This is a genomic window from Rhizobium sp. AN73 (assembly GCF_030757975.1).
Lineage (GTDB): Bacteria > Pseudomonadota > Alphaproteobacteria > Rhizobiales > Rhizobiaceae > Agrobacterium > Agrobacterium arsenijevicii.
In genome coordinates this window covers 703768-727083 of the sequence record NZ_JARWME010000002.1, presented here as the reverse complement: position 1 = coordinate 727083, position 23316 = coordinate 703768, and the positions used below count along the sequence as shown (strand labels likewise).

Sequence of the window (23316 nt, the reverse complement as noted above, 5' to 3'; positions counted from 1 at the left end):
TGACTGTATTCCGGCAATATGGTTTGGCAATGCGCAAAGCGATATTGCACCGCGCCAAAAAAGCGCCCCCCATGGCTTTGCCTCAGACGCTCGCAATGCTATAGCCGCACCGGATATTTTTCCGAATACCGGCGTTATCAGACGCCACAGCTTCGAAGGTGAGGAATTCATGGCAAAGATCAAGGTAGCCAATCCGGTCGTCGATCTCGACGGCGACGAAATGACCCGTATCATCTGGCAGCTCATCAAGGACAAGCTGATCCTGCCATACCTCGATCTCGACATCGAATATTACGACCTCTCGGTTGAAAACCGCGATGCCACCAACGACCAGGTCACCGTCGATGCGGCACACGCCATCAAGAAGCACGGCGTCGGCATCAAGTGCGCCACGATCACCCCGGATGAGGCACGCGTCGAGGAATTCGGCCTGAAGCAGATGTGGAAGAGCCCGAACGGCACCATCCGCAACATTCTGGGCGGCGTCATCTTCCGCGAGCCGATCATCTGCAAGAACGTTCCGCGTCTTGTTCCCGGCTGGACGAAGCCGATCGTCGTTGGCCGCCACGCCTTCGGCGACCAGTACAAGGCAACCGATTTCAAGTTCCCCGGCAAAGGCAAGCTGACGATCAAGTTCGTCGGTGAAGACGGTCAGGTCATCGAAAAGGACGTCTTCGACGCTCCCGGCGCAGGCGTCGCCATGGCGATGTACAACCTTGATGAATCGATCCGCGAATTCGCCCGCGCATCCATGATGTACGGCCTGATGCGCAAGTGGCCGGTCTACCTGTCCACCAAGAACACCATCCTGAAGGCCTATGACGGTCGCTTCAAGGACATCTTCGAAGAAGTCTATCAGGCCGAGTTCAAGGCGAAGTTCGACGAAATCGGCATCATTTATGAACACCGCCTGATCGACGACATGGTTGCCTCCGCTCTGAAGTGGTCCGGCGGCTACGTCTGGGCCTGCAAGAACTACGATGGCGACGTGCAGTCCGATACGGTTGCGCAGGGCTTCGGTTCGCTCGGCCTGATGACCTCAGTTCTTCTGTCGCCGGACGGCCGCACGGTCGAAGCCGAAGCTGCGCATGGCACGGTTACGCGCCACTACCGCCAGCACCAGAAGGGTCAGGAAACCTCGACCAACTCGATCGCCTCGATCTTCGCCTGGACGCGTGGCCTCGCCCACCGCGCCAAGCTGGACGACAATGCGGAACTCGCAAAGTTCGCAGCAACGCTCGAAACCGTCTGCGTCGACACCGTTGAAAGCGGCTTCATGACCAAGGATCTGGCCCTCCTCATCGGTCCGGACCAGCCGTGGCTCTCCACCACCGCCTTCCTCGACAAGATCGATGAAAACCTCAAGACGGCGATGGCAGCTTAAGCCTTTTCGCTCAGCAGCTTTAAAACCCGGCCTCAGCGCCGGGTTTTTTCATTCGTGCCATAGAGCCGGAATATCAGTATCGCGGCGCGCGCCGATCGCGCCCTTATGTCCTCTTCCGTCGGAAGGCCGATTGCACCCGTGGCGCGTCTGATCTGCAAATCCCCAACCAGAAGCGACAACCAAATGTCCGCAGGCTCTTCCGAAGCCTCGGCACATATGGCGCCCTGCTGCGCCAAAGCCGCAAAATAGATGGCAAGCTTCGGCATGACATGGCTACGGCCTTTGGCCGAGAGAAATTCCCCGAGCGTGGTTTCGCTGCCTGCCTCCGCCGCCGCCACCCTGTTGAGCAGCACCGCCCGTTCTCCCAAAAGCACCGTCAGAAGATCGGCCCCGAAACGCGAGAGCTCGCCAACGCCATCGGCCACCTCCGCCGATGGCAACATCAGCTTTCCAGCATTTTCGGCGACCATGGCTTCATACAGGCCAGCCTTACCTCCGAACCAGCCGTAGAGCGTCTCCTTGGAAGACCTGCTCACCTTTGCCAGCGCCTGCATCGAAAACGCGGCATAACCGTCTTGCGCAAGCATGGCGAAGGCGTGCTCGACAATCTCACGCCGGCGTAATTCCTTGCTTTCGCTTCGCATCAGTGCTCCCTTGACAAAAACCGTACAGATACGTACGGAATATCCGTACGATATCGTACGGATATTCTATGGAGATTTTCATGTCCAGCTCATTTCTGCATGACATAAAAACAAAGCACTTTCCCGCACTGGAAATGGCACGAGAACCGGCGCGCCTTGCCCTGCGCCTGTTCGCGCCGTTTAGTCTTGGCATCATGGCCGGTTTTTTCTTCGCCTTCAGCAATCCCGTCATGATGGCCTTCCAGCAACTGGAAGCGGATATTTTCATTCAGGCGTTCAACGGCATCAATATCAGCGTCCGCAACGGCATTTTCTTTGCTGCCTTCTTTGTTCCGCTTGCCGCCCTTCTTGGCGCAGCGCTTGTTGACCGTAACAATCGGCTGCTCTGGTTGTCTGCATTGGTTATCTACACCGTCGTCGTGATCCAGACCTGCATGGTGAATGTGCCCATCAACGAGTTCTTCAAGACTATTTCGACCGAAATACCAAGCAACTGGCAGGAGCTGCGCGACCGCTGGGCACTTTCCAACCTCGTCCGCACCATGCTCACTACAATCGCCTTTTTTCTCGCGCTGCTCGCTGCCGCAAGAAATAGCGAAAGACACGCACCCGTTTGACGCGTGCGACAATGGCTGACCGGCGACATGAAAGATTCAGGAAACGGGAACCCGGCTGCAACGCCGGGTTTTCTTTTTTGTTCACAGTATCTTGATTAGATGTAGCACTAGGCGCAGACTTCGATTCCGCACTGTGCCGCGGCCACTACAACAATAAGACGAAGCTGAAACAGCATCAATTTACACATAACTTGCCCGACACAGTCAAAATTTTACCGAAGCATCGGCGCAATCTTGAGGAATGCGAAAAAGATGCTGCAGACTATAAAAAAACACCGCGCCAGCACGAAATCCATAACGGTTTTCCCGTGATGCTTCGGCGATTTTGCTTGGGGAGGCAAAAGCATGAGTGAATTGATCTTTTACACCAATCCCATGTCGCGCGGACGCATTGCCCGCTGGATGCTTGAGGAAGTGGGCGTTCCGTACAAAACGGAAATACTCGGCTTCGAAACCTCGATGAAATCGCCTGCCTACCGGCTGATAAACCCGATGGCCAAGGTGCCGGCCATCAAACACGGCGATACCATCGTCACCGAGGCGGCGGCGATCTGCGCCTATCTCGCCGATGCCTTTCCGGGCGCGAACCTCGCGCCGACGCCGAAGGCGCGCGGGCTCTATTACCGCTGGATGTTCTTCGCCGCCGGCCCGCTGGAAATGGCATTGAGCATGAAGGCAATGGGTTTTGAAGTGCCGAAGGAAAAGCTGCGCATGGCGGGCTGCGGCAGCTATGCGGATGTGATGAACACGCTCGAACGGGCCGTCAGCGAAAACCGCTTCGTCGCCGGTGATCTCTTCACCGCGGCGGATGTCTATGTCGGCGCCCATGTCGGCTGGGGGCTGCACTTCGGCACAATCGAAAAACGGCCGGCCTTCACCGACTATATGGCGCATCTGAGCGACCGCCCGGCCTTCAAGCGGGCCGCCCAGCTCGATGAAGAAGCGGCAAAGGACTTGCAGGCGGCGGGTTGAGAAAACCGGCAGGCTATTTCGCCTGAAAGTGGAGCATCAGCGCTCGCAAGGTCACAAAACGGATTTCTGGGACGGTCTTACTTGCTGGACTGGCCGAGTGGTTCGCCGATCTCGATTGCATGCCCGTCCGGGTCATAAAAACGGAACACTCTCTGTCCCCACGCCTGCCGCTCAACGGGATGGATCACCTCCACATGCGGCGCAATATTCTGAAAAGCCGCATCCACATCCTCATGTTCAAAATAGAGCAGCAGATTTCGCCTGCCGTAAGGTTCGCCCGTGTCCGACGATGTCCGCCAGACAGTCTGCTCGAGTGACCGCCCCTCATGTATTGCAAAGCCGCTTTCAAAGAGGACGAAGTTTCCGAAATCTTCCAGAACTTTCAGGCCGAGCCTGTCGCGATAGAATTCCCTGGAGCGGCTGATATCGCGCACGAAAGGGATGGGATTTACAAAGCGCATCACATTCCTTTCGGAGTTCACCATCCAGAATCAAAAAGGCGGGGTAGAACCCCGCCTTTTTCAATTCATCCAGATCAGGCCGCCAGGGCCGCTGCCACCGCGTCGATGGCGTCCTGCGCCTTGGCGCCATCAGGGCCACCGGCCTGCGCCATATCAGGGCGTCCGCCGCCGCCCTTGCCGCCAAGGGCGGCAGAGGCCGTGCGAACGATATCCACCGCGCTGAACCGGGCCGTCAGATCTTCGGTCACGGCAGCGACAGCACTTGCCTTGCCGTCTTCGGAAACCGCGATCAGCAGCACGACGCCGGAGCCGAGATTTGCCTTGGCTTCATCGGCAAGGCCCTTCAAGTCCTTGGCATCGATGCCGGACAGGGATTTTGCGAGGAAATTGACGCCTGCAACCTGCTGGACGTCGTTTGCACCGGCATCCGACGAGCCTCCACCCATTGCGAGTTTCTTGCGGGCATCGGCAAGCTCGCGCTCCAGCTTCTTGCGCTCGTCAAGAAGTCCCTCGACACGCGACAGTACCTCGCCCGGCTGAACCTTCAGCGACGAGGCCAGTGCCTTTACGCGCTCATCCTGCTCGGCGAGATAGGCAAGCGCGCCCTGCCCCGTCACGGCTTCCAGACGGCGCACACCCGCACCAACGGCGCTTTCGCCGAGAATGCGGATAAGGCCGATCTGGCCGGTTGCGGCAACATGCGTGCCGCCGCAAAGCTCGACGGAATAGGGACGGTTGGCTTTTGCACCGTGAACGCCGGTGCCCATGGACACCACGCGAACTTCATCGCCGTATTTTTCGCCAAACAGCGCCATAGCACCCTCGGCAATGGCGTCGTCAACGCTCATCAGACGCGTCACGACCGGCGAGTTCTGCAACACGATCTCGTTTGCCATCTCCTCAACGACCTTCAGCTCCTCGGCCGACATCGGCTTCGGATGTGAAACGTCGAAGCGCAGGCGCTCAGGCGCGACCAGCGAACCCTTCTGGGCGACATGGGTGCCAAGCACCTCGCGCAGCGCCTCGTGCAGCAGGTGGGTGGCAGAGTGGTTGGCGCGCAGACGCGAGCGGCGGTCATGATCGACCGTCAGCTGCACGGCTTCGCCGAGCTTCAACCCGCCCTTGGACACGGTACCGGCATGCACGAACAGGCCTTCGCCCTTCTTCTGGGTTTCGGAAACGGTAAAGGCACCATTATCGCCAGAGATCACGCCGGTATCGCCCATCTGGCCACCGGACTCGCCATAAAACGGCGTCTGGTTGACGACGACCTGCACCGTCTCGCCATCGGCAGCGCTTTCAACCGACTTGCCGTCCTTGACGATCGCCTGAATGACGCCTTCGGCGGTTTCGGTGTCGTACCCCAAGAATTCGGTCGCGCCGAGCTTTTCCTTCAGTTCGAACCAGACTGTTTCGGTCGCCTTGTCGCCGGAACCGGCCCAATGCGAGCGTGCTTCCGCCTTCTGACGCTGCATGGCGTCGGTGAAGCCGGAAATATCGACGCCGATTTCGCGGGCACGCAGCGCATCCTGCGTCAGATCGAGCGGGAAACCATAGGTGTCGTAAAGTTTGAAGGCGGTTTCGCCATCCAGCATATCGCCCTTGTGCAGGGTCGAGGTCGCGTCGGACAGCAGCGACAGGCCGCGTTCCAGCGTCTTGCGGAAGCGGGTTTCCTCAAGCTTCAGCGTCTCGGAAATCAGCGCCTCGGCGCGAACCAGTTCGGGATAGGCGCGGCCCATCTGCTGGATCAGCGCCGGCAGCAGCTTGTAGATCAGCGGCTCGCGCGAGCCGAGAAGCTCGGCATGGCGCATGGCGCGGCGCATGATGCGGCGCAGAACATAACCACGGCCTTCGTTCGACGGCAGGACGCCATCAGCGATTAGAAACGCGGAGGAGCGCAAATGGTCGGCAATGACGCGGTGGCTGCCGCGCTTTTCGCCTTCTGCCGGAACGCCGGTCGCTTCGACGGAGGCCGAAATCAGCGCCCGGAACAGATCGGTGTCGTAATTGTCGTGTTTGCCCTGCAACAGCGCCGAAATGCGCTCAAGACCCATGCCGGTGTCGATTGACGGGCGCGGCAGGTCGATGCGCTCTTCCTTCGTCAGCTGCTCATATTGCATGAAGACGAGGTTCCAGATTTCGATGAACCGGTCGCCATCCTCTTCCGGCGAACCGGGAGGGCCACCCCAGATATGATCGCCATGGTCGTAGAAGATTTCCGAACAGGGACCGCACGGACCGGTATCGCCCATGGCCCAGAAATTGTCGCTGGTCGGAATACGGATGATGCGGTCGTCGGAGAAACCGGCGATCTTCTTCCAGAGATTAAAAGCCTCGTCGTCGGTATGGTAGACCGTGACCAGCAGACGATTGCGGTCAATGCCGAATTCCTTGGTGATCAGGTTCCAGGCATGGGTGATCGCCTCTTCCTTGAAATAATCGCCGAAGGAGAAATTGCCGAGCATTTCAAAGAAGGTATGGTGACGGGCAGTATAACCGACATTGTCCAGGTCGTTATGCTTGCCACCGGCGCGCACGCATTTCTGTGCCGAGGCAGCGGTGGAATAAGGGCGGCTTTCAAGACCGGTGAAGACGTTCTTGAACTGCACCATGCCGGCATTGGTGAACATCAGCGTCGGATCGTTGCGCGGCACCAGCGGGCTGGAGGGCACAATCTCGTGTCCGTTCTTCTTGAAGTAGTCGAGAAAGGTCGACCGAATTTCATTCACACCGCTCATGCCCACACACCGCTCACAGCTGGAGTCCATCATCACCATCCGAAACGATGGCTATCTTGCAAAATCAATGGCTTTTATCGTCCGCATCCTGCCCTGTCCAGCCATGGAGGCCCACCAAGGCGCATAGGCAAAGAAAAAGGGCCGCGCGAGGGAAAATCGCACGACCCTTTTGATCTAGACCAGCTCATACCGGCAAAGTCTCCGGACGTTAATTCCGGACCTTTGCGAATGCATCAGCCTTCGTCGCTGCCATCGTCGCTTTCGCCGGCTTCAGGGCCACCATTCTGCAGGAAGCGATCAGCAATCAGACCGGCATTCTGGCGCAGCGCCAGTTCGATCTCGTTTGCCATTTCCGGATTGTCGCGCAGGAAGGTCTTGGCGTTTTCACGCCCCTGCCCCAGACGCTGGCTGTTATAGGAGAACCATGCGCCGGATTTCTCGACGATACCGGCCTTCACGCCGAGATCGACAAGCTCGCCGGTCTTGGAAACACCTTCGCCATACATGATGTCGAATTCCACCTGCTTGAAGGGCGGTGCCATCTTGTTCTTGACGACCTTGACGCGTGTCTGGTTGCCAACAACCTCTTCGCGCTCCTTGACGGCGCCGATGCGGCGGATGTCGAGACGTACCGAGGCGTAGAACTTCAGCGCGTTACCACCCGTCGTCGTTTCCGGCGAACCGAACATGACGCCGATCTTCATGCGGATCTGGTTGATGAAGATCACCATGCACTTCGACTTGGAGATCGAGGCGGTCAGCTTGCGCAGCGCCTGGCTCATCAGACGTGCCTGAAGGCCCGGCAGGCTGTCGCCCATCTCGCCTTCGATTTCGGCACGCGGCGTCAGCGCCGCAACCGAGTCCACGACCAGAATGTCGACGGCACCGGAGCGCACCAGCGTATCGGTGATTTCCAGCGCCTGTTCGCCGGTATCCGGCTGTGAGATCAGGAGGTTCTGCAAATCCACGCCAAGCTTGCGGGCATAGACCGGATCGAGCGCGTGCTCGGCATCCACGAAGGCGCAGATGCCGCCCTTCTTCTGGGCTTCCGCGATCGTCTGCAACGCAAGCGTCGTCTTACCGGAGCTTTCCGGACCGTAAATCTCAACGATACGCCCCTTCGGCAGGCCGCCGATACCGAGCGCAATATCCAGGCTGAGCGAACCCGTCGAAATGGTCTCTACTTCAACCACATTTTCATTGGAACCGAGCTTCATGATCGATCCCTTGCCGAACGACCGTTCGATCTGGGAGAGCGCCGCTTCCAGTGCCTTGCTTTTATCCACCGATTTATCCTCTACGAGACGCAAAGAATTTTGTGCCATCCGATCCACCTTTAGGTTATTGAAGCCACACAGGCAACGAAGCAATATGGAAATAGGATGTACTCTATTTGTTCTCATCTCGCAAGGCGCAGCCAGCATATTGAAAACAAATAGCGATAAGTCGTTTGTTCTGCTTTCGTTTTTCCGTGTCAGGCCTATCGCCGCGGACCGGATGCGAAGGTGGAAAAACAAAAGGTTCGGACGAATCGTCCACCCTTTCCATCCGCGAAAGAGGGAAACGCAAGCGTGAAGAAAATACTCGTTCTGGGCGGCGCGCATATCGACAGACGCGGCATGATCGAGACTGAGACGGCGCCTGGCGCCAGCAATCCCGGCTCCTGGATGGAAGAGGCTGGCGGCGGCGGTTTCAACGCGGCGCGCAATCTCTCCCGGCTTGGCTTTGCTGTCCGTATCATCGCGCCGCGCGGCGGCGATGTGACCGGCGAGGCTGTGGCGGAGGCCGCAAGGCAGGCGGGCGTGGAAGATACGCCCTTCGTTTTCCTCGATCGCCGCACGCCGAGCTACACCGCCATTCTGGAGCGCGACGGCAATCTGGTCATCGCGCTTGCGGATATGGACCTTTACAAGCTGTTTTCGCCGCGCCGCCTTAAGGTGCGCGCGGTGCGCGATGCGATTACCGCAAGCGACCTTCTGCTTTGCGACGCAAATCTGCCGGAGGATACGCTGAAGGCAATCGGCCTCATTGCCCGCGCCTGCAAAAAGCCGCTCGCTGCCATCGCCATTTCACCCGCCAAGGCGGTGAAGCTGAAGGGAGCGCTCGCCGATATCGATATGCTCTTCATGAACGAAGCGGAGGCGCGCGCCCTGACCGGGCAAACGACGGCAAATGTCCGCGACTGGCCGGACATCCTGCGCAAGGCCGGCCTTGCCGGCGGCGTCATTACCCGGGGCGCAAGCGAGGTGGTGGCCTTCAATGCGACGCAAACTGCAAGCCTCCACCCGCCCCTCATCCATGATGTGAAAGACGTGACGGGTGCGGGAGACGCCATGGCCTCCGGTTATCTTGCAGCAATCACAGAGGGCAAAACCATCGCCGAAGCGCTGCGACTGGGTGCCGCGGCGGCCGCCATCACCGTGCAATCGCCTTTCGCCACTGCCCAAGACCTGTCAAAAGACAGTGTCGAGACCATGTTGGGGCTTGTCCCCGAAGCCGAAATGCTGGCATGAACCCGTTTTTTTATAGTCTGGAACAAAAAGAATGACCCGCCCCATCTCCCCGCTTCTGCCCATCGTCTATTCGCAAGAGGTTGCCGCCGCCAAGCAGCGCGGTGCGCCGATCGTAGCGCTCAGAATCGACCATCATCACCCACGGCATGCCCTATCCCGGCAATATCGAGATGGCCGAAGGCGTTGAACAGATCATCCGCGATCAGGGCGCCGTTCCGGCAACCATCGCCGTCATCCACGGCACCCTGCATATCGGCCTCGAGAAGGAACAGCTCGAAGCGCTTGCCCAGACCACCGACGCCATGAAGGTCTCGCGCGCCGATATCGCCTTTGCGATTGCCGAGCGCCGTACCGGTGCTACGACGGTTGCAGCCACCATGATCGCTGCCGCCCGCGCCGGCATCCGCGTTTTTGCCACCGGCGGCATCGGCGGCGTGCACAAGGGTGCGGAAGAAACCTTTGATATTTCCGCCGACCTGACCGAGCTTGCCAAAACCGGCGTGATCGTCGTCTGCGCCGGCGCCAAGGCCATTCTGGATATCCCGAAGACGCTGGAAGTTCTCGAAACCAACGGTGTACCGGTCGTCACCTTCGGTTCGGAAGAATTCCCGGCCTTCTGGTCACGTTCCTCCGGCCTTTCCAGCCCGCTGTCGCTCAACAGCCCGGCGGCCATCGCCAATTTCCAGGTGACCCGCGAACAGCTCGGCATCGATGGCGGCATGCTGATCGCCAACCCCGTGCCGGAAGAAGACGAAATTCCGCGCGAGGAAATGGAAATCTACATCAACCGCGCCATTTCCCACGCCGAGCGCGAGGACATCACCGGCAAGGCCGTCACACCCTTCCTGCTCGGCGATATCTTCCGTCTGACCGACGGCCGCAGCCTCGTGACCAATATCGCGCTGGTGCGCAACAATGCCCAGCTCGCTGCGGAGATCGCCGTCGCGCTGAACTAAGGGCAACCTCCTTTCCTTGGTCATCCTCGGGCTTGACCCGAGGATCCACACTCCGGTGCAAATAAATGGATCCTCGGGTCAAGCCCGAGGATGACGCCGAGTTGCAGGAAAGGCTTGTCAACAACAACAAAAAAGGCCCGGAAGCTTGCGCTTTCCGGGCCTTCTTTTTCTTCCCGAACTTCCTTAGTTCTGGGCCACCGGCCTTACCAGCGGCGTGACGCGACGGATGGTGACGCGGCGGTTCTGCTGTTCCGGACCGAGCGTCTGGACCTTCAGGTAGCGCTCGCCATAACCCTGCGTCGCAAGGTTTTCCGGCGGGATGCCGTAAACATCGCTCAGGACATTGGCGACGGAGGCGGCGCGCTCGTCGGAAAGCACGAGGTTGCTTTCATCCGAACCGACAGCATCGGTATGGCCTTCGATCAGGAAGGTTTCCGCCGGGTTCTTAGCCAGCGCCTTGTTGATCGCATCCGCCACCTTGCGCAGCGAACGCGCCTGCGCCATCGGGATTTCGGCGCTGCCCGTGGCGAAGGTGATTGTATCGAGGTCGATACGGCGCACCTTGTCGCGGATACGAGCCGAATAACGCACTTCATCCAGCGAATAGACACGCTCCACCGGCTCTACCGGCGGCTGCTCCAGGAAGCGGTAATAATCGCGGTCCGGATCGCTCGACGTGTCGATGATGTAATCGCGGACGGGAATGCGCAGACGCATCGGCGGCAGGTCGAGACCGGGATCGCGATAGACATACTCGCGGTCCGGTTCTTCCATCAGTTCCGGTGCGTAGAACAGCACATATTCCCGGCCACGGTCATCGATGCGCGAACGCTGGATGACATCGCCGTAGCGGTTGCGGATCGTCACCACCTGCGTGCCATCCCGGCGCTCGACGGTCTCGCGGACGCGTCCGCCCGGCAGGCGCTCATAATAGGGCTCGCCGCCATCGCGGATGAAGCGCTGGTTGTCGTCACCGCGCACGACTACGCGGTCGCCGAATTGCAGGATGATCGGCGCATCGCGATCCTGGTCACGCCGGCCGCCTTCGCGCGGCTGCCATTCCCGTGCACCTTCCGGCCGGTCATATTGCGGACGGCGGTCGATGCGTTCGCCCTGCTGCGAGGTGATCGCCTCCATCTTCACGGGCGGCGGCGGAGCCTTGCCTTCGGCGGCACCGGCGCGCTGCGCCTCGGCGTCGGAGGTCGGCACCTTCACGTCACCAGCCTGCTCACGCTCGCGGCGGCGTTGTTCGCGTGCCTGGTTGTTGCCGGAGCGTTCCACTTCCTTGTCGCTGTCGAGAACGGCAGCCCCCTTGTCGACGGGCAGGATAACGGTGTCGGCGGTCTTGGACGGATCCTTGGCGATAGCCTTGGCCTTGTCCAGTTCCTGCTTCGTTGTCGGAGGCGCTTCCGTCTGCGGAATGGCGACCTGATTGGGAACGGGTTCGCCGGCAGGCGCCTGTCCGGTCGTGGCACCACTTGGCGGCGGAGGCGTTGGCGTGCCCGGCAGCGGCGCTGCTGGTTCCGTCTTGCCCTGTCCTTCTACCGGCAGTTTTTCGGATGGCTGCTGGCCGGGCGCGGGATTGGGCTGTGCCTCAGGGGCCGGCGGTCGTGCCGGTGTCGGCGCTTCCTTCGGAACTGGCGCTTCCTTTACGGCGGGTTCGGGGGCGGCAGGCTTTTTCTCCGGCACGGCCTTTTCAGCCGGCTCCGCTTTCGGTTCCGGAACTGGAACTGGCGCCTTTTCCTCTACCGGCTTCTTCTCGGGGGCGGGTTCGCGCGGCTTGGCTGGCTGCTCGGAATTTTCAGGGCGCGCGGCAGGCTGTTCGGCCGCCGGCTCCTTTGCAAGCTCCGGTTTGCGCGGACGTGGCGGACGCTGCTCGCCCTCGCCTGCGGGCTGTTCTGCCCGTTCCGGTTTACGCGGCCGTTCCTGCGGCTGCTGTTCGGCCGGCGCGGGCGCTGGTGCTGCGGGTGCGGCTTCCGGCTCGGCCTGTGGGCGCTTGCGTGCGGGGCGCTGTTCGCCCTCACCCTGCGGCTCCTGCGCACGACGCGGGCGCTCCTGTGCCGGCTGTTCGGCTGGCGCCGGCTCCGGGCGGGCTTCGCGCTGCTTCGGTTCCCTTTGCGGTTCGGGCTGAGGCTCCCGCTGGGGTTCTGGCTGCGGTTCCCGCTTGGGCTCTGGCTGCGGTTCCCGCTTGGGTTCGGGGCGCGGCTCGGCAGGTGCGGCTTCCGGCTTGGGCTCGGGCTCGCGCGCCGGCTCTGGCGCCTGTTCATGTTTCTGCGGCTCGGCCTTCGGCTGCGCCTCTTCGGCCTGCTGGCGCTGCTTGCGCAGCAATTCTTCCGGGTTCTGCTCTTCCGGCTGCGGCTGTGCCTGCGCCAAGATTACCAGGGCCTGTGACTGGGGCATTTGCATCTGCACCCGTGCGGCTCCGGCATAACCGGCAGCAGCCGGCTCCACCGCGATCGCCAGCGACATGAGGGGGAAAACCACCCCCGTCAGCAATGTGTTCTTCTTCAGCATGGGTGCTTCCTCATCTGCCAATCGTTATACGCCGCTTATACCGCGACATTGTAAATCCGGCCGCGCGTGCAGGCGCTGGTCAACGCCTTGCACACGCTTCGGTTCCCATGATGACCAAAGCCTTGTGTACCGGAAATGAACAGATCAAGGCGTTTTCGTGAAAGCTCCGCGGCGGAATCGCGGTCACTAATATTGCAGTTGCATTTTTTGACCAACCGGATGAATAATCTGAGCCGCGCCGAAGGCCACGAACGGCAAACCGTTCTGTCGCGCCTGGCGCTCAAGGCATCCGCACTGAAAAAAACAACAGACTGCGGATGAACGACCAAAAGAGAGGATCGAAATGCCTATTTCCACCCGCCTGCTCGCAGCCGTATCGATTGCCGCCATCTCGCTGTTTTCCGGCGCCGCCCTGGCGCAGGACAAAATCATCATCGGCACCGAAGGCGCCTACCCGCCCTTCAACAATCTGGAAGCCGACGGTACGCTGACCGGCTTCGACATCGACATCGCCAAGGCGCTGTGCGTCGAAATGAAGGCCGAATGCACCTTCGTCACCAATGATTGGGACGGCATCATTCCCGCCCTTCAGGCCAAGAAGTTCGACGCCATCATCGCATCCATGTCGATCACCCCGGAGCGTCTCCAGAAGGTCGATTTCTCCAAGAAATATTACAACACCCCGCCGGCAATCGCCGTGCCGAAGGATTCGCCGATCAAGTCCGTCGACGATCTGAAGGGCAAGTCGCTCGGCGCGCAGGGTTCCACCACCCACTCCAACTATGCCGAAAAGCATTTCCCGGGTTCCGACCTGAAAATGTACCCGACCGCCGACGAATATAAGCTCGACATCTCCAACGGCCGCATTGACGCCGTCATTGACGATATCGTCGTCCTGTCGGAATGGCTGAAGTCGGATGCCGGCAAGTGCTGCAAGATCCTGACGCCGCTTCCGGTGGACGTCGAGATCAACGGCAACGGCGCAGGCATTGCCGTCCGCAAGGGCGACACGGCGCTTGCCGACAAGTTCACGGCCGCCATCGCCGCCATCCGTGCCAACGGCAAGTATCAGGAAATCAACAAAAAATACTTCGATTTCGACGTTTACGGCCAATAACCGGCATAACGCTTGTTGAAATCTCGTGGCGGAAGGCTTGCCCTTCCGCCATTTTTGTTTGAAAACGTAACCATAACAATCACGGCGGCTTAAGACCGCGGGGGAAAACTGGCATGAGCGGAGCATTTTCCGCCATAGGTGCGTTCTGGACCTATGTCTCGACACTTCTCGACCCTTTCTGTGGGCCGGTCGGTCTCTTCACGCTTTTCGGAAACGGCACTCTCGTTACCTGCGGCGATGCCGGCTGGGGCGACGAAATCGCCTTTGGCGTCAAGGTCACGATCTCGCTGGCGCTCGCCACCCTGCCTGTCGGGCTTCTGATCGGTTTCCTCATCGCACTCGCTGCGCAATCGGAGGAAAAATCGCTGCGGCTGGCGGCCGGTGTCTATACCACCATCTTCCGTGGCCTGCCGGAACTTCTGACCCTGTTCATCGTCTATTACGGCATCCAGATGCTGCTGCAATCGGTCGCCGGTTACGTCGGCATTACCGGTCCGATCGAGATCAACGCCTTCGTGGCGGGCATGGTCGCGCTGTCAGTGGTGTTCTCGTCCTATGCCTCCGAAGTGCTGCTGTCGGCCTTCAAGGCCATTCCGAAGGGGCAATATGAGGCGGGCGACGCACTTGGCCTTTCACGCAGCCGCACCATGGTGCTCATCATCATTCCGCAACTGGTCAGGATCGCCCTGCCCGGCATGACCAACCTCTGGGTCATCCTCCTGAAAGATACCTCCTACGTCTCGATCATCGGCCTTGCCGATATCATCCGCCAGACCGGCATCGCCGCCCGCGTCAGTAAGGAAGCCTTCTTCTTCTACGGCATCGCCTGCCTGCTCTACCTCATCCTCGCACTTCTCTCCTCCATCGGCATCGGCTTCATCGATCGCTGGTCGCGCAAATCGGGAGTAAGCCGATGAGCCACGTTCAGGAACTCATTCCGCCACGCCCGGCACCGATCGCAATCGACAAGCCCCTCAACATTTCACGCGTCCTCGGCATCGCCGTCATCACGCTCTGGCTGCTGCTCGCCGCCGGGCTGATCTTTGCCATGATCGAAGGCTGGGACTGGACGAAATTCGAGCGTTACGGGCCGCGTTATATCGATGGTCTCATTACCACGCTGACGCTGGTCGGCAGTTCGATCGTCCTCGGCTCTCTTCTCTCGGTACCGATCGCCTTTGCCCGCATGTCGGAGAACCGTATTATCGGGGCGCTTGCCTACGCCTATGTCTACGTCTTTCGCAGCACGCCGCTGCTGGCGCAGCTTTTCCTGATCTATTACGGCCTCGGCAGCTTCCGTCAGGGGCTGGAAACCGTCGGCCTGTGGTGGTTCTTCCGCGAGGCGTGGTATTGCGGGTTGCTTTCGCTCACCCTCAATACCGCCGCCTATCAGGCCGAAATCCTGCGCGGAGCGATCCAGAGCGTACCGCGCGGCCAGCATGAAGGCGCCGCCTCGCTCGGCCTGTCGAAATTCATCACCTTCCGCAAGGTCGTTCTGCCGCAGGCGCTCATCGTGGCACTGCGCCCCTATGGCAACGAGATCATCCTGATGATCAAGGGCTCGGCCGTGGTCTCCATCGTCACGGTTTTCGACCTGATGGGGCAGACGCGTTACGCCTTCTCCCGCACCTTCGATTATCAGGCCTATCTCTGGGCCGCGATCTTCTACCTGACGATCGTCGAGACACTCCGACACGTCTGGGCATGGCTCGAAGCCCGCCTGACACGCCATCTCAAGCGCTAGGGACCAAGTTGGCAGCACTCACTAACAGAGGCTGCCAACACTTTGAAAAATATAACTATTTTGTGACAATCCACACCTTTGGCAAGGTTGGATTAACCCTGCCGTGTTCCCATATTCAATACAGCGGCAATGCTGTGATCGGTAATCATGAAAACGGGAACCGCCGTCATGAACAAGGACATGGAAATGATGCTGAGGGGCTACGGCCTCACCACCGCCCAGATTTTTTATCGCATGCCGGACCATCCGCTGGTTCTGCAGACCTACGTCTGGCAGGACTACGATCTCGCCCCGGATTTCCCCGAAATGCACGGTTTCCTCAAATTCTGGCAGGAAAAGCTCGACGGCCCGTTGCACTCCGTCCGCTACGTGCACCGGCAGGTTATATCGGCGCAGGAATGGCGCGCGCTGAAAGGAGAGTTCATCCTCCACTGAGCCATCGCGCCACATTAGCATTGCGCCCGTTCCTCTTGCGGCTTACAGCAGACGTCAAACGAAAATGCTGACGGATACCGCACGATGACGAACAACCAGAAAATTGACGAAGAGGCGCTTGCCGAAGCCTATAACCGCGCGCTCGCGCTTGAAAAAGCCGGCGATATCGACGCGGCGGTGAAGGCCTATGAAGAGGTTCTGGCCATCGACCCGGACGATCACGGCGGTGCAGCCGTCCGTATCGCCGCCATGGGCCGCGGAGAACCGCCGTCGAAAGCGCCCGACGCCTATGTCGAAACCCTGTTCGACCAGCATGCCGAAGCCTTCGAGGATATTCTTGTCGAACAGCTCGGTTACGCCGTACCGATGATGGTGCGCCAGCGCCTGCAAACGCTTGATCTCGGCCCCTTCAAGCGCCTGCTCGATCTCGGCTGCGGCACCGGCCTCACCGGTGAAGCGCTTCGCGACATGGCTGACGACATCACCGGCATCGACATTTCCGAAAACATGGTCGAGATCGCCCATGAAAAAGACCTCTACGAGACGCTTTACGTCGCCGAAGCCGAGGATTTTCTTGAGGACAATGACGACGAGCCCTTCGACATCATCACCGCAACCGATGTGCTGCCCTATCTCGGCGCGCTGGAACCGCTGTTTTTCGGTGCCGCCGAAAACCTCGTCCCCGGTGGTCTGCTGATCTTCTCGTCGGAAACTCTACCTGAAGCGACCATGGCCGGACGCCCCTATATGGTCGGCCCGCACCAGCGTTTCGCCCATGCGGAAACCTATGTCCGGGAAAGACTGGCGGCGACCGGTTTCGACATCGTCGAAGTCACCGATATCAACGTGCGCATGCAGGACGGCAACCCGACACCCGGCCATCTGGTGATTGCAAAGCTCAAGGGCTGAGACAGAGGCAGGCGCTCCGAAAATGGAGCGCCTGCCTGAATCAATCTCTCAGCACTAACAGCGAGACGATTGAAGAGACTCGGCTTTCCGCCCGGCTCAACTGGCCTTCGGACGCCAGACGATATCGGCGACCTTGAGCTTCTTCGGCACGATCTTCAGATCGTAGAACTCGTCGGCAAGCGCCTGCTGATAGCTGATGGCTTCATCCGGCACCAGCGACACACGTCCGAGATCCGCCCCCGGACGCGTCAGTGAAACCTTGGTGACATCCTGCGGAACGCCTGTTATGGCCGCCAGCAATTTCGCGGTCTCGCCGATATTGGCCTGCGCCTTTGCACCGACGCTCGCGAGTTCTTTCAGGATCAACGGCACCAGATCCGGATTGCTTTCCACAAAGTCGCCATTGGCGAGGAAATAGCTCCACGGATCGACAATACCCTCGGCACTCGCAAGAACCCGAGTCGTCGGCTCCTTCTCCGCGACGGCAAAGTAAGGGTCCCAGATCGACCAGGCGTCGATGCTGCCGCTGCGGAAAGCGGCCGCCGCATCCGGTGGCGCCAGATCGATGGATGTTATGTCGTTCAGCGTCAGACCGGCCTTTCGCAATGCTTTCACGGTGACATTATGGGCGCTGGAGCCGCGCTTGTAGGCGACTTTCTTGCCCTTGAGGTCCGCCAGCGTCTTCAGCGGTGAATCCTTCTGCACAAGGATTGCCGATCCGCCGGCCGCGCCCTTGTAGGTGCCCACATAACGCAGATTGCCACCGGCTGCCTGCGCGAAAAGCGGTGGCACGTCGCCCGTCGGACCGATATCCAGCGCGCCCGCGCCAAGCGCTTCGAGAAGCGGCGGCCCGGATGAGAACTCCGACCATTTGACCTCGATGCCGCGATCCTTCAGCAGCGCTTCGAGCGCACCCTGGCTTTTTGCCAGCGCAATCACGCCATTCTTCTGCCAGCCGATCCGCAATGTTGTGGTGGCAGCGCCTGCCCGCCGGATATGCGGCAGGAATGCCGCCCCCGTTGCACTCGCAATCAGTCCCAATGTTCCGCGTCGTGTGAGCATGTGGATATCCTTCGCTGTTGCCATCCTTCGATATATAAAGCGTAGATATTCGAGCGATTTTATCAAAATCCCAGTTTGCGTGGAGGAAGCACGAAGAGAATTGAATGTGCGAATTTGCCGTTACAGGCGGAATAAGATTGCCGCGCCGCTTCCACCGCCTCTCGGGTGCGTTTCTCGATCAACCGGCAGATGACCAGCTTGAGCACTTGCGAAAAACAAAACCGCAGAACGAAAAATGCCCTCTCCGGCATCCGGAAAGGGCATTGTTCAAAAGACCTGATCAGTCGCAGATCATTCCTCGCCGGATTTGGGATTATCCAGCAGCATGTAATCGAGCGGCAGTTCCGTCGTGTATTTGATCTGTTCCATCGCGAAGGCAGACGAAACGTCGCGAATTTCGATCTTGGCGATCATACGCTTGTAGAAGGCGTCATAGGCCGCGATGTCAGGCACGACGACGCGCAGCAGATAATCGACATCGCCGCTCATGCGGTAAAACTCGACGACCTCAGGAAACTCGGAAACCACCTCGGAAAAACGCTTCAGCCATTCGATGGAATGCGAGGCGGTGCGGATGGAGACGAAAACGGTGACCTTGGTGTTGACCTTGACCGGATCGAGCAGCGCCACGCGCCGGCGAATGACGCCATCTTCTTCCATCTTCTGGATACGCCGCCAACAGGGCGTCGTGGAAAGGCCGACCTTCTTCGCCAGATCAGCGACAGCCAGCGTGGAATCCTCTTGCAGAATGCGCAAAATCTTACGGTCTAGGCGATCCAATGCGTCTACCCTCCTGAATTAATTTCCTTTCAGTACACTAATTTTTACAAAAAAACAGAAAATTGTTTCACTAAAGCCGCATTTCCACATGTTGTCGCAGAACTGGAAGCAGCTCCTCCGTAAACCACGGGTTCTTCTTCAACCAGCCGGTGTTGCGCCAGCTCGGATGCGGCAGGGCGAAGATGGCCGGCCCCGAATTCGAGTGAAAATAGCTGCGCCAGTCGCGCACGGTTTCGGTCATGGTTTTTCGTCGCCTTTCACCGAGATGAAAGGCCTGGGCATATTGGCCGATGGCAAGGATCAGCTCCACCTGCGGCATTGCCACCATCACCCGCTCCCGCCATTGCGGCGCGCATTCGCGCCGGGGCGGCAGGTCGCTGCCCTTGTCGTCATAACCGGGAAAACAGAACCCCATGGGTACGATGGCGAAGCGGTCCGGGTCATAGAATGTCTCCCGGTCTACATTCAGCCATTGGCGGAGCCTGTCACCGGAAGCGTCGTTGAAGGGTATCCCCGTTTCATGCACGCGAAGCCCCGGCGCCTGCCCCGCAATCAGGATGCGTGCCTTCTTCGACATCACGACCACCGGCCGCGGCTCGTGCGGCAAGGGGCCGTTGAGCGGGGTGTCGCGACAGATGCGACAGCGGGCGATCTCGCAGCGCAACCCGTCCAGCCCGTCATCACGCGTCGGCGGTGTTTGATCCGTCTCAACCATGATCCCATCCCAGAAGATGACGGATGATGGTGAGGAAACCCGCTGCGGGCGTCTCCAGATCCGCAGCGCGGTGTTCGCGCCGCCACTCCGACGGTTTTTCGAATTCTCCCGCCCAGATACCGCGAGCCTCTCTGCGCGCCACGGCCTGCTCACTGGAGAACTGGAAATAACCGGATGCGATGGCAAAACCCGCCGCCACCATTTCCGAGGACACATTCCTGTCGCCCGCCGTACAATAAACCAGCAGCCGCCCATAACGGTCTCTGGAACTGCCGGAACAGGAAAAGGCGGCACCCTCGATCATCCGTTGCAGAACACGGCGCGCCTCCGCACCGCATGGCCAGGTTTCACCGCCGCGTCGGCAGGTCTGCGAAAGCTCCGGCGCATCGATGCCGAGCAGCCGAAACCGGTCCTCGCCCTTTGAAAGCGTGTCGCCATCGATCACGAAGAAACGGCCTGCATAGGTCTCGCTGTTGATCTGGTCGAGCTTGGCGGCAATCAGGATGCCGAGAAAAACCGTGGCAAGAAAAAGCCCGCCGTCCCGAAACGTCGAGAAAAAGCCGCGCCTGCCTCCATTTCGTCTCATGTCACAACAAACCCTTGTCAGAAATGGCAAACAAATCCTTTAACGGAAGCATCTTCTTAAGATTTTGTGCGTAGCCTGCAAAGGGTTCATGTCACCTGCGTTGTAACAATGAGTAAAAGCGTCAGCACGTCCACCGATAAGATCATCGTCGACCGCTCACGAAAACACCGTAACAAGGCTGTTTTCGACACGGTGAAGACGACGCGTGAACGCCTGCAGCAAGGGGCTGGCGGAAGCGAAGCCTATGAACGCGAAATGCTGACCATGCACATCGCCGAAGCCCTCCAGGGCGCGATGATCATGCCGCTTTTCATCGTATTCGCCTCTATCATCGGTGTGTATATTACCCGTGACATTGGGCTGATCATCTGGTCGCTCATTGCGCTCAGTTTCCACGCCATGTCTCTCGTGCTCGCCAAAAGAGCCGCAAAACACGAGATCACGACGGAAAACCTGCCGAAATGGCGCAATCTTTTTCTCGGCATGCAAATCATCATCGGCTGCGCCTGGGCCATGTTCGCGCTGGCCGAACCGGTACGCAACGATCCGACACTCATTCTCTTCTTCAAGGGCGCGACACTGCTGATCGCCCTCTCGCTCACCGCCATGGCCAATTTCATGCTGCGGCGGGCAACCTTCATGACCTTCCTGCCGGTGCTGGCGGCGCTTTGCGTTACCTCCGTCATTTCCCGCGATCCGTTCGATGTCGGCCTTGCCCTGATGTTCGGCATGGCGATCCTCTTCTGTCATCGCATCACCAGCCGGCTTTACCAGACCAGCATAAAGCTGCTTTCGTCGCAGACCGAAAAGGACGACCTGATCGCCGAACTCGAAGTCGCCAACTCGATGTCGGACGAAGCACGGCGGCGGGCGGAAGAGGCCAATCTGGCGAAATCGCGCTTCCTCGCCTCCATGTCGCATGAGCTCAGGACCCCGCTCAACGCCATTCTCGGTTTCTCCGAAGTCATGTCCGCAGAGGTGCTCGGCCCGCTCAACAATCCGCTCTACAAGGAATATTCCGGCGATATTCACCGCTCCGGCCAGCATCTGCTCGACCTCATCAACGAAATCCTCGATCTGTCGCGGATCGAGGCCGGCCGCTACGACCTCAACGAGGAGTCGGTCTCCATGCTGGAGATCGCCGAGGATTGCATCGGCATGATCCAGCTTCGCGCTCGCGCCAAAAGCATCAGGATTTCGCAGCAATTTGAAAGCAGCCTGCCGCAGGTCTGGGCCGATGAAAAATCGATCCGCCAGGTCATCCTCAACCTTCTCTCCAACGCCGTGAAATTCACCCCGCAGGGCGGCGAAATTCTCGTGAAGGCGGGCTGGACGGCGGGCGGCGGGCAATATGTCTCGATCAGGGATAATGGCCCCGGCATCCCCGAAGAGGAAATTCCCGTGGTGCTGTCAGCCTTCGGTCAGGGATCGATCGCGATCAAGAGCGCAGAACAGGGAACCGGCCTCGGCCTACCCATCGTTCAGGCCATTCTTGCCAAGCATGACGGCCAGTTCATCCTGAAATCGAAATTGCGCGAGGGCACCGAAGGCATCGCCATCCTGCCGGCAAAACGTGTGCTGCAAAGCCTACCGGCCGTGGAGGAAACTCACGCCATCCAGCCGCGCCGCCGGTCCTTCGCTTAAGCGTCAAACCTGCCGTTCAGAAGAACAGCGTCGTCACCAGCGAATAAAGCACGAAAAATCCGTTGGCCATCAGAAGGCAGAAGACGGCAAAAGAGCCGAGGTCCTTGGCATGCCGCCCGACGGAAGAGATTTCCGGCGAGATGCGATCCACCAGTTCCTCAATCGCGGTATTCAGCGCCTCGACCGCAAACAGAAGCAGCATCAGCACCGTAAAGACGAGAAGATGCGTAAACGGCGCGCCGACGACCAGAAGCAGGGCAAGACCGACGCCGAAGGCCAGAACCTCATGCCGGAACGCCGCTTCCTGCCACAGCCGGCCAAGCCCCTGCACGGAATAACGGGCAGCAGCAAAAAGATGCCGCCAACCCTTTTCCTTGCGGAAGGCGGGTTCCGGTTGCTTCTTCTGCGGCGTTGCGTCCATCTTCGGCCTCAATGTTCAGTGTGGGCACTGGTGCGGGTATCGACACCCGCAGCTTCGAAAGTCGCCATGCCGGAATGGCAGGCGGCGGCAGCCTTGACGATGCCGGCGGCCAAGGCGGCACCCGTGCCCTCACCCAGCCGCATGCCAAGCGCCAGAAGCGGCGTCTTGCCAAGTTTCTCGACGGCGGCCAGATGGCCCGGTTCACCGGACACGTGGCCGATCAGGCAATGGTCGAGCGCCGAAGGATTGGCAGCCTTCAACAGCGCAGCAGCGGCAGTCGCCACATAACCGTCGATCAGCACGGGAATGCGCTGCACGCGCGCGGCAAGGATAGCGCCGGCAATCGCCGCAATCTCACGGCCACCGAGACGGCGCATGATTTCCAGCGGATCGGACAGATGGTCCTTGTGGAACTCCACGGCAGCCTTCACAGCCGCAATCTTGCGCGCCATGACCTCGCCCTCGGAACCCGTACCGGGACCGGTCCACTCTTCCGCCGTACCGCCATAGAGCGCCAGATTGATCGCCGCCGCGATGGTAGTGTTGCCGATGCCCATTTCGCCAACGCAGAGAAGATCGGTGCCACCGGCAATCGCCTCCATGCCAAAGGCCATGGTCGCTGCGCAATCACGCTCGGAAAGGGCAGGCTCGCAGGTAATGTCGCCGGTCGGGTAGTCGAGCGCCAGATCGAAAATCTTGAGACCGAGATCGTTGGTGACGCAAATCTGGTTAATCGCCGCACCGCCTGCCGCAAAATTCTCCACCATCTGCTGCGTCACGGATGTCGGATAGGGCGTGATGCCGTGCCGCGTAACACCGTGATTGCCGGCAAAAATCGCCACCAGCGGACGGGTGACGGCGGGCGAACGGCCGGACCATGCGGCAAGCCACATGGCGATCTCTTCCAGACGGCCAAGCGAACCCGCCGGCTTCGTCAGCTGCGCATTGCGCTCCTTGGCCGCGACCAGCGCATGCGTGTCCGGGCCGGGAAGCTCGCGCAGCAGCGCGCGGAAATCGTCGAAGGGCAATCCGCTCATGCTCATGGTATCTGTCTTTCTCGTCGTCGGGTTGGCGGAAACTTGTGTTTTCCGGCAAATCGGTCTT

The 23316-nt window shown here is 59.7% G+C and carries 21 protein-coding genes and 1 pseudogene; 11 read left to right on the top strand and 11 right to left on the bottom strand.

Annotated features, from left to right (window positions below):
• Positions 1–169 precede the first annotated feature (169 nt).
• On the top strand, positions 170–1384 hold the full coding sequence (locus RBH10_RS13520) for an NADP-dependent isocitrate dehydrogenase (protein ID WP_281036864.1): 1215 nt from the start codon (positions 170–172) through the stop codon (positions 1382–1384).
• Positions 1385–1416: 32 nt separating this feature from the next.
• Here RBH10_RS13520 and RBH10_RS13515 read toward each other — a convergent pair whose 3' ends face one another.
• The gene (locus RBH10_RS13515) at positions 1417–2028 is read right to left on the bottom strand and encodes a TetR/AcrR family transcriptional regulator (RefSeq protein ID WP_281036865.1); all 612 of its coding nucleotides are present in this window, start codon (positions 2026–2028) and stop codon (positions 1417–1419) included.
• 80 nt (positions 2029–2108) lie between these two features.
• On the opposite strand from RBH10_RS13515, the gene RBH10_RS13510 reads away from it, so the two are divergent.
• Together RBH10_RS13510 and RBH10_RS13505 are read left to right on the top strand one after the other, a co-directional pair.
• A complete protein-coding gene (locus RBH10_RS13510) occupies positions 2109–2645 on the top strand; it encodes an anthrone oxygenase family protein (RefSeq protein WP_281036866.1) in 537 nt (178 codons plus the stop codon).
• A 345-nt stretch (positions 2646–2990) separates the two neighbouring features.
• The gene (locus tag RBH10_RS13505) at positions 2991–3617 is read left to right on the top strand and encodes a glutathione S-transferase family protein (RefSeq protein ID WP_281036867.1); all 627 of its coding nucleotides are present in this window, start codon (positions 2991–2993) and stop codon (positions 3615–3617) included.
• Between the two features lie 77 nt (positions 3618–3694).
• Here the strand turns inward: RBH10_RS13505 and RBH10_RS13500 are convergent, their stop codons facing one another.
• From RBH10_RS13500 to recA, 3 genes are all read right to left on the bottom strand, one after another.
• Positions 3695–4078 carry a VOC family protein gene (locus tag RBH10_RS13500; protein ID WP_281036868.1) on the bottom strand — a complete coding sequence of 128 codons (384 nt, stop codon included), beginning with the start codon at positions 4076–4078 and terminating at the stop codon, positions 3695–3697.
• Between the two features lie 74 nt (positions 4079–4152).
• Positions 4153–6816 carry an alanine--tRNA ligase gene (gene alaS / locus RBH10_RS13495; protein ID WP_281036869.1) on the bottom strand — a complete coding sequence of 888 codons (2664 nt, stop codon included), beginning with the start codon at positions 6814–6816 and terminating at the stop codon, positions 4153–4155.
• A 233-nt stretch (positions 6817–7049) separates the two neighbouring features.
• Positions 7050–8141 (bottom strand): recombinase RecA, encoded by a 1092-nt coding sequence (gene recA, locus RBH10_RS13490; protein WP_045017155.1) that lies wholly within the window; start codon positions 8139–8141, stop codon positions 7050–7052.
• A gap of 246 nt (positions 8142–8387) precedes the next feature.
• Here recA and RBH10_RS13485 point away from each other — a divergent pair, with 246 nt between their 5' ends.
• Both RBH10_RS13485 and RBH10_RS13480 read left to right on the top strand, forming a co-directional pair.
• The gene (locus RBH10_RS13485) at positions 8388–9329 is read left to right on the top strand and encodes a carbohydrate kinase family protein (protein WP_045017153.1); all 942 of its coding nucleotides are present in this window, start codon (positions 8388–8390) and stop codon (positions 9327–9329) included.
• Positions 9330–9360: 31 nt separating this feature from the next.
• Positions 9361–10285: pseudogene (locus tag RBH10_RS13480) on the top strand (pseudouridine-5'-phosphate glycosidase).
• Positions 10286–10468: 183 nt separating this feature from the next.
• On the opposite strand, the gene RBH10_RS13475 reads toward RBH10_RS13480, so the two are convergent.
• Positions 10469–12799: an OmpA family protein gene (locus tag RBH10_RS13475; protein ID WP_281036871.1), complete on the bottom strand. Its 2331-nt coding sequence runs from the start codon at positions 12797–12799 to the stop codon at positions 10469–10471.
• Between the two features lie 343 nt (positions 12800–13142).
• Here RBH10_RS13475 and RBH10_RS13470 point away from each other — a divergent pair, with 343 nt between their 5' ends.
• The 5 genes from RBH10_RS13470 (at position 13143) to RBH10_RS13450 (ending at position 17004) form a co-directional block, all read left to right on the top strand.
• A complete protein-coding gene (locus RBH10_RS13470; RefSeq protein WP_281036872.1) occupies positions 13143–13916 on the top strand; it encodes an ABC transporter substrate-binding protein in 774 nt (257 codons plus the stop codon).
• A 113-nt stretch (positions 13917–14029) separates the two neighbouring features.
• Complete coding sequence (locus tag RBH10_RS13465) at positions 14030–14833, top strand: ABC transporter permease (protein WP_045017145.1); 804 nt, start codon at positions 14030–14032, stop codon at positions 14831–14833.
• A complete protein-coding gene (locus tag RBH10_RS13460; RefSeq protein WP_281036873.1) occupies positions 14830–15660 on the top strand; it encodes an ABC transporter permease in 831 nt (276 codons plus the stop codon). The genes RBH10_RS13465 and RBH10_RS13460 overlap by 4 nt, the downstream gene beginning before the upstream one ends.
• Positions 15661–15828: 168 nt before the next feature.
• On the top strand, positions 15829–16095 hold the full coding sequence (locus tag RBH10_RS13455; protein ID WP_035224318.1) for an usg protein: 267 nt from the start codon (positions 15829–15831) through the stop codon (positions 16093–16095).
• An 84-nt stretch (positions 16096–16179) separates the two neighbouring features.
• The gene (locus RBH10_RS13450; protein ID WP_281036874.1) at positions 16180–17004 is read left to right on the top strand and encodes a class I SAM-dependent methyltransferase; all 825 of its coding nucleotides are present in this window, start codon (positions 16180–16182) and stop codon (positions 17002–17004) included.
• Between the two features lie 96 nt (positions 17005–17100).
• Here RBH10_RS13450 and RBH10_RS13445 read toward each other — a convergent pair whose 3' ends face one another.
• The 4 genes from RBH10_RS13445 to RBH10_RS13430 all read right to left on the bottom strand — a co-directional run bounded on the left by RBH10_RS13445 (position 17101) and on the right by RBH10_RS13430 (position 20147).
• On the bottom strand, positions 17101–18066 hold the full coding sequence (locus tag RBH10_RS13445) for an aliphatic sulfonate ABC transporter substrate-binding protein (protein ID WP_281036875.1): 966 nt from the start codon (positions 18064–18066) through the stop codon (positions 17101–17103).
• A gap of 291 nt (positions 18067–18357) precedes the next feature.
• Positions 18358–18846 carry an Lrp/AsnC family transcriptional regulator gene (locus tag RBH10_RS13440; RefSeq protein ID WP_003507846.1) on the bottom strand — a complete coding sequence of 163 codons (489 nt, stop codon included), beginning with the start codon at positions 18844–18846 and terminating at the stop codon, positions 18358–18360.
• 70 nt (positions 18847–18916) lie between these two features.
• On the bottom strand, positions 18917–19561 hold the full coding sequence (locus tag RBH10_RS13435) for a uracil-DNA glycosylase family protein (protein ID WP_281036876.1): 645 nt from the start codon (positions 19559–19561) through the stop codon (positions 18917–18919).
• Positions 19554–20147, bottom strand: coding sequence for a thermonuclease family protein (locus RBH10_RS13430; RefSeq protein ID WP_281036877.1), 594 nt, complete (start codon positions 20145–20147; stop codon positions 19554–19556). Before RBH10_RS13430 ends, RBH10_RS13435 begins: the two co-directional genes overlap by 8 nt.
• A gap of 108 nt (positions 20148–20255) precedes the next feature.
• On the opposite strand from RBH10_RS13430, the gene pdhS2 reads away from it, so the two are divergent.
• The gene (pdhS2, locus tag RBH10_RS13425) at positions 20256–21791 is read left to right on the top strand and encodes a two-component system sensor histidine kinase PdhS2 (protein ID WP_045017135.1); all 1536 of its coding nucleotides are present in this window, start codon (positions 20256–20258) and stop codon (positions 21789–21791) included.
• Between the two features lie 16 nt (positions 21792–21807).
• Here the strand turns inward: pdhS2 and RBH10_RS13420 are convergent, their stop codons facing one another.
• Positions 21808–22212, bottom strand: a complete 405-nt coding sequence (locus RBH10_RS13420) for a diacylglycerol kinase (RefSeq protein ID WP_281036878.1) — start codon at positions 22210–22212, stop codon at positions 21808–21810.
• An 8-nt stretch (positions 22213–22220) separates the two neighbouring features.
• Entirely contained in the window at positions 22221–23255 is a 1035-nt protein-coding gene (gene cobT, locus RBH10_RS13415) for a nicotinate-nucleotide--dimethylbenzimidazole phosphoribosyltransferase (protein WP_045017131.1), read from the bottom strand.
• Positions 23256–23316: the final 61 nt, after the last annotated feature.